At 70.9% G+C, this 13918-nt stretch carries 18 protein-coding genes and 1 pseudogene; 5 read left to right on the top strand and 14 right to left on the bottom strand.

Annotated elements, in window-relative coordinates:
- Positions 1-140: 140 nt before the first annotated feature.
- Positions 141-392: a hypothetical protein gene (locus ACZ4QV_RS30030; protein WP_361634270.1), complete on the top strand. Its 252-nt coding sequence runs from the start codon at positions 141-143 to the stop codon at positions 390-392.
- A gap of 6 nt (positions 393-398) precedes the next feature.
- Here the strand turns inward: ACZ4QV_RS30030 and ACZ4QV_RS30025 are convergent, their stop codons facing one another.
- The 3 genes from ACZ4QV_RS30025 to ACZ4QV_RS30015 all read right to left on the bottom strand — a co-directional run bounded on the left by ACZ4QV_RS30025 (position 399) and on the right by ACZ4QV_RS30015 (position 3008).
- Positions 399-1232, bottom strand: coding sequence for an ABC transporter permease (locus ACZ4QV_RS30025; protein WP_361634273.1), 834 nt, complete (start codon positions 1230-1232; stop codon positions 399-401).
- Positions 1229-2248, bottom strand: a complete 1020-nt coding sequence (locus ACZ4QV_RS30020) for an ATP-binding cassette domain-containing protein (RefSeq protein WP_467763640.1) — start codon at positions 2246-2248, stop codon at positions 1229-1231. The genes ACZ4QV_RS30025 and ACZ4QV_RS30020 overlap by 4 nt, the downstream gene beginning before the upstream one ends.
- A 94-nt stretch (positions 2249-2342) precedes the next feature.
- Positions 2343-3008 (bottom strand): PadR family transcriptional regulator, encoded by a 666-nt coding sequence (locus tag ACZ4QV_RS30015; RefSeq protein WP_467763639.1) that lies wholly within the window; start codon positions 3006-3008, stop codon positions 2343-2345.
- A 97-nt stretch (positions 3009-3105) separates the two neighbouring features.
- On the opposite strand from ACZ4QV_RS30015, the gene ACZ4QV_RS30010 reads away from it, so the two are divergent.
- Positions 3106-3825: a bleomycin resistance protein gene (locus ACZ4QV_RS30010; RefSeq protein WP_467763638.1), complete on the top strand. Its 720-nt coding sequence runs from the start codon at positions 3106-3108 to the stop codon at positions 3823-3825.
- 67 nt (positions 3826-3892) lie between these two features.
- Here ACZ4QV_RS30010 and ACZ4QV_RS30005 read toward each other — a convergent pair whose 3' ends face one another.
- The 3 genes from ACZ4QV_RS30005 to ACZ4QV_RS29995 form a co-directional block, all read right to left on the bottom strand.
- Entirely contained in the window at positions 3893-4438 is a 546-nt protein-coding gene (locus tag ACZ4QV_RS30005; RefSeq protein ID WP_467763637.1) for a DinB family protein, read from the bottom strand.
- Positions 4439-4623: 185 nt separating this feature from the next.
- Positions 4624-6081: an aldehyde dehydrogenase family protein gene (locus ACZ4QV_RS30000; protein WP_361155595.1), complete on the bottom strand. Its 1458-nt coding sequence runs from the start codon at positions 6079-6081 to the stop codon at positions 4624-4626.
- 91 nt (positions 6082-6172) lie between these two features.
- Positions 6173-7036 carry a helix-turn-helix domain-containing protein gene (locus ACZ4QV_RS29995; protein ID WP_125054960.1) on the bottom strand — a complete coding sequence of 288 codons (864 nt, stop codon included), beginning with the start codon at positions 7034-7036 and terminating at the stop codon, positions 6173-6175.
- Between the two features lie 320 nt (positions 7037-7356).
- Between ACZ4QV_RS29995 and ACZ4QV_RS29990 the strand changes: the two genes are divergently transcribed.
- Positions 7357-7878: an ATP-binding protein gene (locus ACZ4QV_RS29990; protein WP_361155593.1), complete on the top strand. Its 522-nt coding sequence runs from the start codon at positions 7357-7359 to the stop codon at positions 7876-7878.
- A gap of 159 nt (positions 7879-8037) precedes the next feature.
- Here the strand turns inward: ACZ4QV_RS29990 and ACZ4QV_RS29985 are convergent, their stop codons facing one another.
- The 5 genes from ACZ4QV_RS29985 to rpmG all read right to left on the bottom strand — a co-directional run bounded on the left by ACZ4QV_RS29985 (position 8038) and on the right by rpmG (position 10606).
- Positions 8038-8277 (bottom strand): DUF397 domain-containing protein, encoded by a 240-nt coding sequence (locus tag ACZ4QV_RS29985; RefSeq protein ID WP_030019250.1) that lies wholly within the window; start codon positions 8275-8277, stop codon positions 8038-8040.
- A 363-nt stretch (positions 8278-8640) separates the two neighbouring features.
- Positions 8641-8877, bottom strand: a complete 237-nt coding sequence (gene rpsR, locus ACZ4QV_RS29980) for a 30S ribosomal protein S18 (RefSeq protein WP_361155591.1) — start codon at positions 8875-8877, stop codon at positions 8641-8643.
- Between the two features lie 105 nt (positions 8878-8982).
- Positions 8983-10179, bottom strand: coding sequence for a GTP-binding protein (locus ACZ4QV_RS29975; protein ID WP_467763636.1), 1197 nt, complete (start codon positions 10177-10179; stop codon positions 8983-8985).
- A complete protein-coding gene (locus ACZ4QV_RS29970) occupies positions 10179-10433 on the bottom strand; it encodes a type B 50S ribosomal protein L31 (RefSeq protein ID WP_361155587.1) in 255 nt (84 codons plus the stop codon). Before ACZ4QV_RS29970 ends, ACZ4QV_RS29975 begins: the two co-directional genes overlap by 1 nt.
- Positions 10434-10441: 8 nt before the next feature.
- Positions 10442-10606 carry a 50S ribosomal protein L33 gene (rpmG, locus tag ACZ4QV_RS29965; RefSeq protein ID WP_361155585.1) on the bottom strand — a complete coding sequence of 55 codons (165 nt, stop codon included), beginning with the start codon at positions 10604-10606 and terminating at the stop codon, positions 10442-10444.
- A 50-nt stretch (positions 10607-10656) separates the two neighbouring features.
- Between rpmG and rpmB the strand changes: the two genes are divergently transcribed.
- Together rpmB and rpsN are read left to right on the top strand one after the other, a co-directional pair.
- Positions 10657-10893 (top strand): 50S ribosomal protein L28, encoded by a 237-nt coding sequence (gene rpmB, locus ACZ4QV_RS29960; RefSeq protein WP_030019255.1) that lies wholly within the window; start codon positions 10657-10659, stop codon positions 10891-10893.
- Complete coding sequence (gene rpsN / locus ACZ4QV_RS29955; RefSeq protein WP_361155583.1) at positions 10893-11198, top strand: 30S ribosomal protein S14; 306 nt, start codon at positions 10893-10895, stop codon at positions 11196-11198. The genes rpmB and rpsN overlap by 1 nt, the downstream gene beginning before the upstream one ends.
- Positions 11199-11259: 61 nt before the next feature.
- Here the strand turns inward: rpsN and ACZ4QV_RS29950 are convergent.
- The 3 genes and pseudogenes from ACZ4QV_RS29950 to ACZ4QV_RS29940 form a co-directional block, all read right to left on the bottom strand.
- Positions 11260-11810: pseudogene (locus tag ACZ4QV_RS29950) on the bottom strand (Uma2 family endonuclease).
- Positions 11811-11955: 145 nt separating this feature from the next.
- A complete protein-coding gene (locus ACZ4QV_RS29945) occupies positions 11956-12801 on the bottom strand; it encodes a nitrilase-related carbon-nitrogen hydrolase (RefSeq protein WP_361155581.1) in 846 nt (281 codons plus the stop codon).
- A gap of 199 nt (positions 12802-13000) precedes the next feature.
- Entirely contained in the window at positions 13001-13768 is a 768-nt protein-coding gene (locus ACZ4QV_RS29940) for an alpha/beta fold hydrolase (protein ID WP_361634286.1), read from the bottom strand.
- Positions 13769-13918 lie beyond the last annotated feature (150 nt).

Genomic DNA, 13918 nt, shown 5'->3' with positions numbered 1-13918 from the left:
ACTTCTGACCAGACTGCTGGGCGCGAGCCGGCCTCGTCTTGTCAACAGGGCTCTCAGGCCCGGGCATACTCAAAGGCTCAGCTCGCGCCCCTGAAGGTCAGCTACCACCGGCCTTCACTTCCCATTAGGCCGTACTCGCCGTGAAGGGGGTCTCCGAGGGCTCCCGTCTCGCCGGCCACTTCGCCGAGCCGGCCCTGTACGCCGAGGCCGGCATCGCTTCCTACTGGCGGATCGAGCGCGACGAGAACGGCCTGCCGGTGGTGCACGAGTTCCGGCTGCACCCCGAATCGCCGGTCTACACGAGCCCCGATCGCCGCATCCATACCGACAAGCCCGTGACGAGCGTCCCCTTCCCCGTCGACATCGGTCTCCGGGACCTCACCGAAGCGTGACCCGACTCACCGCCCCAGCCGCCCGAACCTCCGCACCGCCAGCGGGAAGAACACCGCCAGCAGCACCAACGGCCAGCCGACCGCCAGGAGTTCCGCGTGCTGAGCCGCCCAGCCGTTCCCCGTCCACCGCGGGTTGGCGAAGAGCTCGCGTACCGTGCCCGCCGTCGCGGACATCGGGTTCCACTCGGCGACGGCACCCAGCCAGCCCGGCATCGACGCGGGTGAGACGAACGCGCTGGACAGGAAGCCGACGGGCCAGACCAGGATCTGTACGGCCTGCACGAGCTCCGGCTTGCCCGCCACCAGCGCCAGGTGGATACCGATCCACAGCATCGCGAAACGCAGCAGGAGGAGCAGGCCGACCGCGTACAGCGCGTCGCCGAAGCCGCCGTGCCAGCGCCAGCCCATCGCCAGCCCGGCACCGAGCAGCACCAGCAGGCTGACCGCCGACTCCAGCATGTCCAGGACGCTGCGGCCGATCAGCACGGCCGCCGGGGCCATCGGCATGGAACGGAAGCGGTCGATGACGCCCTTGTCGAGGTCCTGGGTGACCGCGACCATCGTCGCTTCCAGGCCGAAGGCCATGGTCAGCGCGAGCATCCCCGGTACCAGGTACTCCATGTAGTCGCCGCCGCCCGGCAGCGCCATCCCGCCGCCGAGGAGGTAGCCGAACATCACCAGCATCATCACCGGGAAGACCAGCCCGACGACGACCTGGACGGGCTGCCGCGCCCAGTGGGCCAGGCCGCGGCGGGTCATGGTCCAGGAGTCGGTGAGGAGCCACCGGTACCGGTAGGCGGCGATCCTGGGCGCGGGTGCCGGTGCCGTGGCGGTGCTCATACGGTCGTCCTCTCCTCGGTGGGCCGGTGGGTCAGGTGCAGGAAGACCTCGTCGAGGGTGGGGCGGCGCAGGGCGATGTCCTGCGCGTCGACACCGGCTGCCGCCAGTGCCCGTACGGTCTCGGTGAGCGCCGCCATCCGGTCGGTGACGGGGGCGCTGACCCGCCGCGCGTCGGCGTCGGTGACGGCGGTTCCGGTGCCCCCGGCCCTCCTGGCGACGGAGTCGAGGACGGCCGCCGCACGCGCCAGGCCGGCCGGGTCGTGCAGGACCACGTCGATCCGGTCGCCGCCGACCTTGGCCTTGAGTTCGTCGGACGTGCCGTCGGCGATGACCCGTCCGTCGTCGACCACGGAGATCCGGTCGGCGAGCTGGTCGGCCTCCTCCAGGTACTGCGTGGTCAGCAGAACGGTCGTGCCACCGTCCACCAGGGAACGCACCGCCTGCCACACCTCGGTACGGCCCCGCGGGTCCAGGCCGGTGGTCGGCTCGTCGAGGAAGAGGATGCGCGGCGACATGATCAGGCTGGCCGCGAGGTCGAGGCGGCGTCGCATCCCGCCGCTGTACTTCCCGACCGCCTTCTTGCCGGTGCCGGCCAGGCCGAACCGCTCCAGCAGCTCGACGGCCCGGGCCGCTGCCGCGCGCCCGCCCAGGTGGTAGAGCCGGCCGAACATCTCCAGGTTCTGCCGGCCGCTGAGTTCCTCGTCGACGGCGGCGTGCTGGCCGAGCAGTCCGATCCGTACGCGCACCTCGTCGGGCCGGCGGCAGACGTCGAAACCGGCGACCCGGGCGGTACCGGCGTCCGGGCGCAGCAAGGTGGCCAGGACACGGACGAGGGTGGTCTTCCCCGCGCCGTTCGGGCCGAGGATGCCGTGCACGGTGCCGTGGGGGACGGTCAGGTCGAGGCCGTCGAGGGCGGCCGTGCGCCCGTAGGTCTTGCACAGCCCTTCGACGGCGATGGCGGGAGCGGAGGGTGAGGCGGGGGCGGGCGTGGAGGTGGGGGCAGGTGACGGGTTCAAGATGCCTCCTCCAGGAATCTCCGGAGCATCGGTAGACAAGTTTGACTACCGGTTTGGAGACCGTAGCCCCCGGAGGGCGTCTGGTCAAACTTGATTATTCGTGGGTCGAGGGCGCTTCGCCGCCGCGCTCCGCCGGATCCGGCTCCCCCGTCGCGAACGGATTCTCCTGCCCCTCCGCCAGCACGCCCACGAACGGCTCACCCTCCCCCGCGAACACGTAGGCCCCGCCCTCGATCCGCTCGATCAGCCCGCGCGTCCACTCGGCGCCGCCGTCCGCCGAATGCACCCACATGTTCATGATCTCGCCGATGTGGCCGAGCTGTTCCGGGCCGTCCGCCGGTGTGTAGTACTCGGTGACCGAGAGCCGCCACTCCTCCAGGCCGCGCACCCGCTCCTTCAGGAGGGCCACGGCCTCCTCGCGCGGCAGGTCGACGATGAAGCCGATCGCCGCGGTCAGCTCGTCGACCTTGCGGTCGTACCGGGACAGGGACTCGCGCAGCAGCTTGAAGAACTCCTCCGTGCCCGCCTCGGTCAGCTCGTACTCCGTACGCGGCGGGCCGCCGGCCGGGCTCGGCGCGATGTCGTGCGCGAGCATCAGCCCCTGCTTGGCCATCTGCTTGAGCGCGTGGTAGATCGACCCCGGTTTGGCGTTGGACCACTCGTGGGCGCCCCAGTACTCAAGGTCGTTGCGCACCTGGTACCCGTGCGCCCGCCCGTGCTGACGCACGGCCCCCAGAACCAACAGCCGGATCGCCGACATCGTTTCCTCGCATCCTTCACGCTCGCGCTGCGGCCAGCCTAGACCGCCTCTCTAATCAAGTTTGAATACCCGCTCCTGGCACTCTGCGCTCGTCGGCATGGCCGAGACCGTGATCCCGATCCTCCCGTGCCCGTCCATCGACGTACTCCTCGACTTCTACCGGGCCCTCGGTTTCGAGGTGACCTCCTACCAGAAGAGCCCGAACCCGTACTGCGGTGTCCGCCTGCGCGGCATCGAGCTGCACTTCTTCGGGCTGAAGAGCCATGACCCGGCCACCTCGTACAGCACCTGCTACGTGCTGACCGACGACGTGGACGGGCTCTACGCGTCCTTCCGGGCCGGCCTGAAGGCCGCGCTCGGCAAGGTGCCGGCGCGCGGCCTGCCGCGGATCGGCGCGCTGAAGGACATGTCGTACGGCGTACGGCAGTTCCTGATGACCAACCCCGGTGGCAACGGCATACGCGTCGGCCAGCCGATCGCCGACAGCGTCGGGCACACGGCCGTGCCCAAGGAGCGTTACGCGCGCGTCCTCCACCAGGCGACGCTGATCGGCGAGTCCAGGGGCGACCACGCCGCGGCGGCCCGGATCATCGACCGGGCCCTGGAGCACGAACCCGGCGACGACGCCGGGCCGACCCCGCTCCAGCTCGTACGGCTTCTCCTGCTGCGCGCCGAGATGGCTGCCCAGTTGGACGGCTTGCAGGCGGCCGCTCCCTGGCTCGGCCGCGCGGACGCCGTCGAACTCGGCGACGCCGACCGGGAGTCCGCGCGCGACGCGCTGCGCCGGGCGGCGGATCTGCGGGACGGGGAGGATTGAGGACGCGTCGGGAGGGGACCGCGGCCGGAGGGCTGGGCCAGGGGCGCCTCTGCCCCGCCCCCCCCGATCAGCCCTGCGCCGCCCGCTCCTCGTCCACCAGCGTGAAGGCCGTCTTGCCGTCCAGGGACTCGCGGATGACGTCCGCGTGCCCGGCATGCCGGGCGGTCTCCTCGATCAGGTGCAGCAGGAGCCAGCGCATCGACTGCGTCGCGTTCGGCGGGTACCAGGGCGCCTCGGGCAGCGGGAAGGTGGCGTTCAGGTCCGGCAGCGCGCGGACGAACTCCTCGGTCTTACGGGCCACCTCGTCCCAGTAGGCGAGCGTCGACTCGACGGTCTCGGCTCCCTCCAACTGGAAGCCCAGGTGCCAGGTGTCCATGTCCCGCTTGAAGGGGTGGGGCTTCTCCTGGGCGGTATCCACCCAGCTCTGTTCGACCTCCGCGACATGCTTGATCAGGCCGGACAGGGACAGTTCGCTGGCGGACGGCTTCTGCGCGGCCTGTTCGTCGGTGAGGCCGAGCACGGACCGGCGCAGGCCGCCGCGCTGCGCCTCCAGGAAGGCCAGGAGCGCGCCGCGCTCGTCACCGTGGGCTTCGGCCGGAACGTGAGTGGGCATGGGGTCCGCCTTTCGTGAGGGCCGCGGCGCTGGTGCCGCGGCCCGACACGAAGAACGTTAGGAAGCGTTGAGGACAGATACTGTCCTCAACGGGCCGCCGATCGGAAAAATCCCCGGCGGGACCCGCGGCGGACGGCTGGAGCGGCCCCGCGGCGGACGACTGGAGCGGGAACCGCGGCGGGCGGCTAGAACGGGAACCGCGACCGGCCGTGCTGGATGGAGATCCACTTGGTGGTGGTGAACGCCTCCACCATCGCGTCCCCGTTCAGCCGCCCCAGCCCGGACGCCTTCTCGCCGCCGAAGGGCACGATCGGCTCGTCGTGCACCGTGCCGTCATTGATGTGGATCATGCCGGTCTCGATGCGCTTGGCGAACCGCACGCCCCGCTCGATGTCGGCGGTGTGCACCGCGCCGCTGAGTCCGTACGGCGTGGCGTTGGTGATCCGTACGGCTTCGTCGTCACCGTCGAACGGCACCAGCGCCACGACCGGCCCGAACATCTCCTGGGTGAGTGCCACGGAGTCCTGCGCCAGCCCGGCCAGCACGGTCGGCGCGACCAGGGTGCCCCGCACCGTGCCGCGCACCAGCGCGGTGCCGCCCTCGGCGACGGCGCGGTCCACCACCGCGGCGACGGCCTCCGCCTGCCCTTCGTTGATCAGCGGGCCGATGTGGGTGGCCGGATCGCTCGGGTCGCCGACCTTCAGCGTCTTGACCTTGGCGACGAACTTCTCGGTGAACTCCTGCTCCACCGCCCGGTCGACCAGTATCCGGTTGGCGGCCATGCAGACCTGACCCTGGTGCACGAAGCGGCTGAAGACGGCGGCGTCCACCGCGTAGTCGATGTCGGCGTCGTCCAGGACGACCAGCGCGCTGTTGCCGCCCAGTTCCAGGACCGTGCGCTTGAAGTGGGAGGCAGCGACGGTCGCGACGTGGCGGCCGACCTTCTCGGAACCGGTGAAGGAGATGACCTTCGGCACCGGGTGCTCGATGAGCGCGTCACCGATCTCCGCGATGTCGGTGACCACGACGTTCAGCAGTCCGGCCGGCAGCCCGGCCTCCTCGAAGACCTTCGCGACCAGGCCGCCGCCGCAGACCGGGGTGTTCTGGTGGGGCTTGAGCACCACGGCGTTGCCGAGCGCGAGCGCGGGCGCCACCGACTTGACCGACAGCAGGAAGGGGAAATTGAAGGGGCTGATGACCCCCACGACACCGACCGGGAGCCGGTAGAGCCGGTTCTCCTTGCCGTCCACCGGGGACGGCAATATGCGGCCCTCGGCCCGCAGCGACAACTGGATCGCCTCGCGCAGGAATTCCCGTACCAGGTGGAGTTCGAAAGCCACCTTGGCGTGGGTGCCGCCGACCTCGGCGGCGATCGCGGCACCCAGCTCCTGCTCCCGGTCGTCGATGATCCGCAGTGCGCGTTCGAAGACCAGCCGGCGGGTGTACGGGTTGGTGGCCCCCCACTCCCCCTGTGCGCGTTCGGCTGCACGGTACGCCTGGTCGATCTCGTCAACCGTGGCCACGGTGATGGACGCCAGCTTCTCCCCGTCATAGGGATTGAAATCGACGATGTCCCACGAACCGCTGCCGGCCCGCCATTCGCCGCCGATGTATTGATACGCCAACTCGTCGAAGTAGGACATGCGAAATCCCAATCTGGAGGACAGGGCGCCGGTCGCAGCGCCCCGGCCGGGGGGGTGCTTACTCCTGATGGGAACTCATGCTACCTACGAGTTAAGTCAGTTGGAGTAGACCACGTATCAAGTCTCTGGTCTCGGCCGGATTCGGACTGTCCTCCTGGAGGCGGTCCATGACCCGCGCGTACTGGGCAACTTCGTCGCGTTTGTCGAGATAGAGCGCGCTGGTCAGCTGTTCCAGGTACACGACGTCGGGCAGTCCGGGCTCCGGGAAGCCGAGTGTGGTGAACGCACCGCTCTCCCCCGCGTGCCCGCCGAAACTGAACGGCATCACCTGCAAGCGCACATTCGGCCGCTCGGACAGTTCGATCAGATGTCTCAACTGCCCGCGCATCACCTCCCGGTCGCCGTACGGGCGGCGCAGCGCCGCCTCGTCGAGCACGCAGTGGAACTCCGGAGGGCGCTCCGCCAGCAGCAACTTCTGCCGCTCCAGGCGCAGCGCGACCCGGCGGTCGATCTCCGCCGCACTCGCCCCCGGCATCCCACGGTGCACGACGGCGTGCGCGTACTCCTGCGTCTGCAGAAGCCCGTGCACGAACTGCACCTCGTAGGCGCGGATGAGCGAAGCGGCGCCCTCCAAGCCCACATATGTCTGGAACCAGCCGGGCAGCACGTCGCCGTAACTGTGCCACCAGCCCGCGACGTTGGCCTCGCGGGCCAGCACCAACAACGCCTCACGCTCCTGCGGATCGTTCACGCCGTACAGCGTGAGCAGGTCTTCCACGTCCCGCGCCTTGAAGCTGACCCGGCCCAGTTCCATCCGGCTGATCTTCGACTCGGACGCGCGGATGGAGTAGCCGGCCGCCTCGCGGGTGATCCCGCGGGATTCACGCAGCCTGCGGAGCTGTGCCCCCAGCAGGATGCGCCGCACCACGGACCCGCTCGATTCGCTTGCGGACACCTTTGTGACCCTCCCATGGCCCACCCCGTCCAACAGTGGCCCGCAGTCTGCCACGTCCGGGCTTCGTTGAGTGCTCATCCGGTTACGGATGTGGGAGGTCCGGGCGTGCGCTCCACAAGAACACGTAGGAAGAAATACGCGTGAAGTGGCACGGCCGCTCCCAAACAGGGCGCGTGCACGTGCATCTGCCCTTGCATCTGGCGTACGCATTGGGAACCATGGACAGCGCACGCATGCACGCTCGGGAAAGATCCGCCAGACCGCCAGATCCGGCTGCCCGGCCAGGGTCATGACGTCCGCGAACGCCAGGAGTGCCTCGCATGGGGACCAAGGTTTTGACCATGCTCCAGCCGTTGTGGCAGGGCTTCCCTCCCGTCGACCCCCTGGCCGTCTCCGGATCCGTCTCCTACTCGCTGGCCCCCCGTTACGAATCGGTGCGCGGCGCACGGCAGTTCACCCGCGACACCCTGCACCGCTGGGACCTGGAGGAGATCTTCGACAGCGTCACCCTGGTCGTCTCCGAACTGGTCACCAACGCCCTGCGGCACGCCTCCCCGGCCGGCGCCACCAGCGCTTACGAGCCCGCGCACGCCGTGTACGAGCCCCCTGCCGACCCGGGCGCCCTGCCCGCCCGGCTGCACCTGATGCGGTGGTCGTCGCGGCTGGTGTGCGCGGTACGCGACGCCAGCGACGCGTCCCCGGAGGCCGGGACGGCCGACGCCGGCGCGGAGTCGGGCCGCGGCCTGTACCTGGTCGACTCCTTCAGCGACGGCTGGGGCTGGCACCCGCTGGCCGGCGCACCGCACGGCAAGGTCGTGTGGGCGCAGTTCCGGCTGCCCTGAGCGGCGGAGGCTCCGGGGCCTCGGGGGCACGGGGCCCGGGGGCCACGGAGCCTTCGCCGGCCTGCCCGGACGGCCGGGACCGTCCGGGCAGGCGCGCAGCCGGCCGGGGCCGTGGCGACCGGGACCGTAGCGTCCCGGTCCCGGTGCGGGCCGTACCGGTCAGTCCCGGACCAGGTGGTCGAACTCGCCGTCCTTGACGCCCGCGATCATCGCCTCGACCTCGGCGGGCGTATAGACGAGCGCCGGCCCCTCCGGGAACCGGGAGTTGCGTACGGCGATCTCCCCGCCCGGGAGCCGCGCGAACTCCACGCAGGACCCCTGCGAGTTGCTGTGCCGGCTCTTCTGCCAGGTCACACCGTGGAGATCCGTTGCGGCCATGCCGTTGTATGCGTCGGGCACAGGTCTCTCCCGGTGAATGCGGTGGTCAGCGGTGACGGGTCGTGGCGCGCTGAGCGGTCGATGATGGGCTGTCAGCAGCAGTGCGCACAGCGGTAACCGGTGTCAACTGCAACTGATGGGGATCATAGCTGCGTTCATATGCCGATGCATGGTCGGATGCACGTGCACGACGGCCCGTGGCGCCCCGGTCACAGCTCGTCGAACTCCATGCTCACGGGACGTATCAGCGGACGACAGAGTTCCCCGGAACTGGAGAGCCGGCCTTCCGCAACACCGCACGGTGTTCCGGAAGGCCGACGGCGGGCCGGGCTTCTCCGTAAGCGGCGGCAACCCGGCAAACAGCGGCGGGCGGCCGCGCGGCCCTCACTTCGACGTGTACGGCAGCAGCGCCATTTCCCGGGCGTTCTTGACCGCGCGGGCCAGCTGCCGCTGCTGCTGCGCGCTCACCCGCGTGACCCGGCGGCTGCGGATCTTGCCGCGGTCGGAGATGAACTTCCGCAGCAGGTCGGTGTCCTTGTAGTCGATGTACGTGATTCCCGCCGCGTCCAGCGGGTTGGGACGGGGTGCGGTCTTCTTACGGGGGTCGTGGCGACGGGGCATCGGGGCTCCTGAGGGCGGTACGGGTCGGGCGCGGCCGGTGGAGGCAGGGGCCGGTGGAAACAGATTCCGGCGGCAGCGGGCAGGAAGACCGCGGGGCAGGGGAAGTTACGGAACGGGGTCGAGGAGTGCGTCGAACGCGGGAGCCAGCCGCTTCCACGCCCCCGGCCCGCCCGCGTACTCCTCGTCCGTGAGCAGGCAGGACTCCAGCAGCGACAACAGCCCGTCGCGGTCCAGCCCCGGCGAGGTGAAGACCAGGTGCTGCGCGCGGTCCCCGTGCTCGGGGTGCCAGTCCAGGGCGGCCGCGGCGCGGCGCACCGGAGGCACCAGGTCCCAGGCGGCGTCCGGCAGCGCGGCCAGCCACGGCCCGGCGCTCTCGACGCACAGGGCGCCGCCCGCCGCGTCCCAGGACAGCAGCGTGTCCGGCCGGTCCGCCAGCCAGAACCGGCCACGGCTGCGGGCCGCCGCACAGGTCAGGTCCTCCAGCGCCGCGTACAGCCGGGCCGGGTGGAAGGGCCGGGTGCGGTGCCAGACGAGCGTCCCGACACCGTCCGCGTCGGCCTCCTGGGGGAGCAGCGCGCACGCCGGGTGCTGCCGCGCGGCGGCCGCCTCCACGTCGAACCCGGCGAGGGCCGCCCCGGCCAGTTCGCCCGGGGACCCGACGTCCACGAGCCGTGCTGTCGGGTGCAGTTGGGCGAGCAGCGCCAAGTCGGCCGCGTCGCCCTCCTCCCCCGGCGCCAGGGCGAGCACCGGCGGGTACTCCAGTTGCCGGGCCCAGGTGTCCGCGACGGTCCGCTGGTCGGAGACGGCCGCGGCCAGCCCGGCCTCGGCCAGGTCGTCGCCGCAGCCCAGGTAGGGCAGCAGCAGCGCCGGGTCCACGGCGGTGAGGACGCCGGTCAGCGCGAGTTCCTCGCCGCCGCAGGCGGTGACGACCTCGGCCATGGCCTTGGGCTCAACGGAGTCCCACAGTTCGACGACGGCCAGCCGGCAGGTGCGTCCGGCGGCCAGCCGCTCCAGTTCGGGGACCAGGTCCTCGCGGAGCGCGCAGCAGGCGCAGTCGTTGGCCAGCGGCGCCTCGCCCGTGTCGAGCACCCCGCCGGCGTCCCGCACCGTCCGGCGGACCGTTCCTTCAGCGGCGGAGGCGAGATCGTGGTGGAGTGCGACGCTGCCGGGTACGGCGTGCAGCAACCGTTCCACCGTGGTCCGGCGGGCGTCCGAGTGCAGCCCGCCGACGATCACCACGGACAGCCGGTCAGCGCCGCCGCCTCCGGGGCCGGCGGCGCCCTTCCGCGACGGGCCGCCCATCAGCGGGCCCCGCGCTTCCCGTACCGGCGCTCGAAGCGCTCGACGCGTCCCGCGGTGTCCAGCACCCGCGCCGTCCCCGTGTAGAAGGGGTGGCTCGCCGAGGAGATCTCGACATCGATGACCGGGTACGTGTTGCCGTCCTCCCACTCGACCGTCTTGTCGCTGGTGGCGGTCGACCGGGTCAGGAAGGCGTGGCCGGCGGCCCGGTCACGGAAGACGACGGGCCCGTACGGCGGGTGGATTCCAGGCTTCATGGCGCTGCTCAGCGCTCCTCTCGGAAGTCGACGTGGCGGCCGGCGACCGGGTCGTACTTCTTCAGCACCAGCCGGTCGGGGTGGTTCCGGCGGTTCTTGCGGGTGACGTAGGTGTAGCCGGTCCCGGCGGTGGACCGGAGCTTGATCACGGGTCGTAGTTCGTTGCGGGCCATGGGCGCTACTATACAGAAATGGTTTCCATTTTCATTAGGAGGTGCTGACCTTGTCCGCCCACTGCCAGCTCACCGGCCGCAGCCCCGGCTTCGGCAAATCCGTCTCGCACTCGCACCGCCGCACATCCCGGCGCTTCGACCCCAACATCCAGCGCAAGCGCTACTGGCTGGCGAGCGAGGGCCGGCACGTGCGCCTCACGCTCAGCGCGAAGGGGATCAAGACCGTGGACACGATCGGGATCGAGGCGGCCGTCGCCCGCATCCGCGCACGAGGGGAGAAGGTCTGATGGCCAAGAAGAGCAAGATCGCGAAGAACGAGAAGCGGCGCGCGACGGTGGCCCGTTACGCCGCCCGGCGGGCCCTGCTGAAGTCCGTCATCCGCAATCCGCACACCCCGGAGCAGGAACGGCTGGCCGCCCACCGCGAACTCGCCCGCCAGCCGCGCGACGCGAGCGCCACCCGCGTACGCAACCGCGACAGCGTCGACGGCCGCCCGCGCGGCTACTTCCGCGCCTTCGGCCTCTCCCGGGTCAAGCTCCGCGAGCAGGCGCACGCGGGGTTCCTGCCGGGGGTTCGGAAGTCGAGCTGGTAGGGGGTGCGGGTGCGGCCCACCCCGTTCGCGGAATTCGGGGTGGGCCCGTGGGCCACGCGGGTCAGAACTCGCCCGTGTCGATCTCGAAGTCGAACGGTGCGGGTAGGACGATCGTCTTGGAGAGGACGACCGCCGACAGGCGGGTGTCCTTGTCGTCTCGTGGTTCGGAGTGGAGGGTCACCGGTTCCGCCTTCCGGCCCACCAGGAGGTAGAAGGGGATACCGGCCCGGGCGTAGCCACCCAGCTTGGCCCCGCGGTCCTGCTCCGCAGTGGACTTCGAGGTCACCTCACCCACCAGCATCACCGGTGACGGGTCGTGGTACTCCAGCCTGTCGCTGAAACTCCCCTTCGGGCGATCACGAGGTCGGGAATGACCTTCCCGGTGATCGAGACACCGGGGATGTTCAAGCCGAGCCCGGTGCGTGTGCGCAGCTTCGCGTCCTTGCGGCGGCCGGACACCTGGTCCGCGACCTCGGCCACGATTTCCTCGTGCTCGCCGTTTGCGGGCGGCACCACGTGGACCTTCCCTTCGATCAGTTCCACGCGCCACCCCTCGGGGCTGCCGCGCTCAACGCTTCGAAGGCCGCCTCGACCGGCGCGATCATGGTTCATCACCGATCGCGTGCGGGGCGCGGTCTGGTGCTGCCAATGCCACGGGACCTCCTTCGTGCGGAGCGACGCTGCCAGAGCAGGTGACGCCACGCGGGCATTCGGGTGAAATCTCACCCGAACGAGCGTGCCCTCCCTTCCGTCCACGTCAGCTGTCCCCGCCCTCGTCGATCAGACGCCGCACCTCGCGGTCGATGAGGCCGAGGCGGGCCTCCGCGACCAGGGGGACGGCGCGGCGCTGGCGGCGGGCCTCGGACAGGTCGATGTCCACCGTGACCAGTGCGGTCTCCCACTTCGGGGCCTGGGCCACCACCGTGCCGCGCGGGTCCACCACCCGGGAGCCGCCCCAGAAGGCGGCGCCGTGCTCGTTGCCCACGCGGTTGACGAAGACGATCCAGCACTGGAGCATCCGCGCCGTGTAGGAGAGCAGCGTGTCCCAGTACGAGCCGGTGTCCATCGCCTCCGGGTCGAGGCCGGCGGCGCTGTTGGTGGGGACGAACAGCACCTCGGCGCCGTCCTGCACCGCGATCCAGGGCAGCACCGGCTGCCAGGCGTCGTTGCAGACCAGCGTCGCGCCACGGCCGCCGCTGGGGGACTTCGTCAGGCCGTACGCGCGGAGCGACTGACCCGGGCTGACGTGCTTGCGCTCCTCCCAGGAGAGGTAGTTCGGGAGGTAGAGCTTGCGGTGCGCGTGCAGCAGCGTGCCGCCTGCGTAGTAGGCGGCCGTGTTGTAGGCGCGCAGGACCGTGTGCTCGTGGAAGCCCACGAGGACGTCCGGGCCGAGCGCGCTCAGGTCGCGCAGCCGCGGGTCCTGTGCCTCGACCGAGACGTCCCGGGGCAGGGCACCCAGGTGGTACCCGTGCAGGCTCAGTTCGGGGAAGACGACGAGGTCGGCGCCCTGTTCAGCGGACTTCTCGACCTCCTCGCGCGCGGTGGCGAGGTTCGCGTCGACCTCGCCCAGCGCGCAGTCCGTCTGCGCCAGCGCCACCCGCATGCCCGCACCTCGCTCCGTCGGCCGTCGCGCCCGCCGGGACGACGCGTGACGGGCGGTACACCCGCCTTGCGCCCAGTTTGCGCGTTACGGGCGGTACGTAGTCATGCTGACAGAGGATGCGGGCGCGGGCCTGTTCACGGGCGGCCCGGCCCCACCCGGCTGCTCAGACGCGTCAGACACCTCGGGCACCCCAGGCGCCTCAGGCGCGGAGGAACTCCTCCATGGTGGTGGCCAGCGCCACCGGCGTCTCGTGCATCGGATAGTGCCCCGACCCCTCGATCGTGACGATCTCGGCCTGCGGGTACCACCGCTGCCAGGTCTCCCGCATCAGCTCGGCGGTCAGCGCCAGGTCGTACGCCCCGACGACCACCCGTACGGGGACGGAGTACCGCTTCGCCGCGTCCGCGACCGCCTCCGAGAGGTCGAGCTGCTGCCAACTGGCGAGATAGGCCGCGTGCGCCTCCTCGCGGGAGATGTCGAGCGAGTGGCGCACCATGCGGTCCAGCCAGACCGGGCTCGCCCGGTGGCCGGTGACCAGGTCGATGATGGCGCGCCGCTTGGCCGGGTCCGCCGAGGCCCCGTAGAACAGCTCGTGCGTCGCGTCGTCCATCGGGTACGCCCCGGCGGGCACCGGCGCCAGGCCGACCATCCGGTTCACCCGATGGGGCGCGCGGACCAGCACCTGCTGCATCGCCTTGGCGCCCATCGAATGGCCCACCAGGGAGAACCGCTCCCAGCCGAGCTGGTCGGCGAGGGCCAGCACGTCGCCGGCGATCTCCGGCAGGTCGAAGCGGCCCGGTACGTACTTGCGGTCGCCGTAGCCGCGGCAGTCGAGGAAGGCGTACGTGAAGGCTGTGCGGTCCAGGAAGTCCAGGACGGTACCCCAGCCGGCCGAGGTGCCGAACCAGTCGTGGAGAACGATCACCGGGTGCGGTCCTGTACCGATGGCGCGGTGCGCGATGGCCATACGGGCGACTCCCTTGTCTGCCGTCTTGTCTGCCGTGGGCGGGGATGCTGGTGCGGGGTGCGTGACCTGGGTCGGCGCGCGCATTCTCCCCCTAGTCAGGTGGGTCGGGTAGGGGAGGTATCCGGCCAACGTCGGGGTTGACGGCGCGCC

The sequence above is a fragment of the Streptomyces sp. NPDC026394 genome, from assembly GCF_055567735.1.
This window is presented reverse-complemented; position numbering and strand designations above follow the sequence as displayed.

Excerpts from the sequence above, each read along its gene's own strand:
- ACZ4QV_RS29945 (WP_361155581.1), bottom strand. The coding sequence starts at position 12,801 with ATGCGGGTGGCGCTGGCGCAGACGGACTGCGCGCTGGGCGAGGTCGAC.
- ACZ4QV_RS30005 (WP_467763637.1), bottom strand. The coding sequence starts at position 4,438 with ATGCCCACTCACGTTCCGGCCGAAGCCCACGGTGACGAGCGCGGCGCG.
- ACZ4QV_RS29975 (WP_467763636.1), bottom strand. The coding sequence starts at position 10,179 with ATGGGCGGCCCGTCGCGGAAGGGCGCCGCCGGCCCCGGAGGCGGCGGC.
- ACZ4QV_RS30025 (WP_361634273.1), bottom strand. The coding sequence starts at position 1,232 with ATGAGCACCGCCACGGCACCGGCACCCGCGCCCAGGATCGCCGCCTAC.
- ACZ4QV_RS30000 (WP_361155595.1), bottom strand. The coding sequence starts at position 6,081 with ATGTCCTACTTCGACGAGTTGGCGTATCAATACATCGGCGGCGAATGG.
- ACZ4QV_RS29970 (WP_361155587.1), bottom strand. The coding sequence starts at position 10,433 with ATGAAGCCTGGAATCCACCCGCCGTACGGGCCCGTCGTCTTCCGTGAC.
- rpsN (WP_361155583.1), top strand. The coding sequence starts at position 10,893 with ATGGCCAAGAAGAGCAAGATCGCGAAGAACGAGAAGCGGCGCGCGACG.
- rpmG (WP_361155585.1), bottom strand. The coding sequence starts at position 10,606 with ATGGCCCGCAACGAACTACGACCCGTGATCAAGCTCCGGTCCACCGCC.
- ACZ4QV_RS29990 (WP_361155593.1), top strand. The coding sequence starts at position 7,357 with ATGGGGACCAAGGTTTTGACCATGCTCCAGCCGTTGTGGCAGGGCTTC.
- ACZ4QV_RS30015 (WP_467763639.1), bottom strand. The coding sequence starts at position 3,008 with ATGTCGGCGATCCGGCTGTTGGTTCTGGGGGCCGTGCGTCAGCACGGG.
- ACZ4QV_RS30010 (WP_467763638.1), top strand. The coding sequence starts at position 3,106 with ATGGCCGAGACCGTGATCCCGATCCTCCCGTGCCCGTCCATCGACGTA.
- rpsR (WP_361155591.1), bottom strand. The coding sequence starts at position 8,877 with ATGCCCCGTCGCCACGACCCCCGTAAGAAGACCGCACCCCGTCCCAAC.
- ACZ4QV_RS29940 (WP_361634286.1), bottom strand. The coding sequence starts at position 13,768 with ATGGCCATCGCGCACCGCGCCATCGGTACAGGACCGCACCCGGTGATC.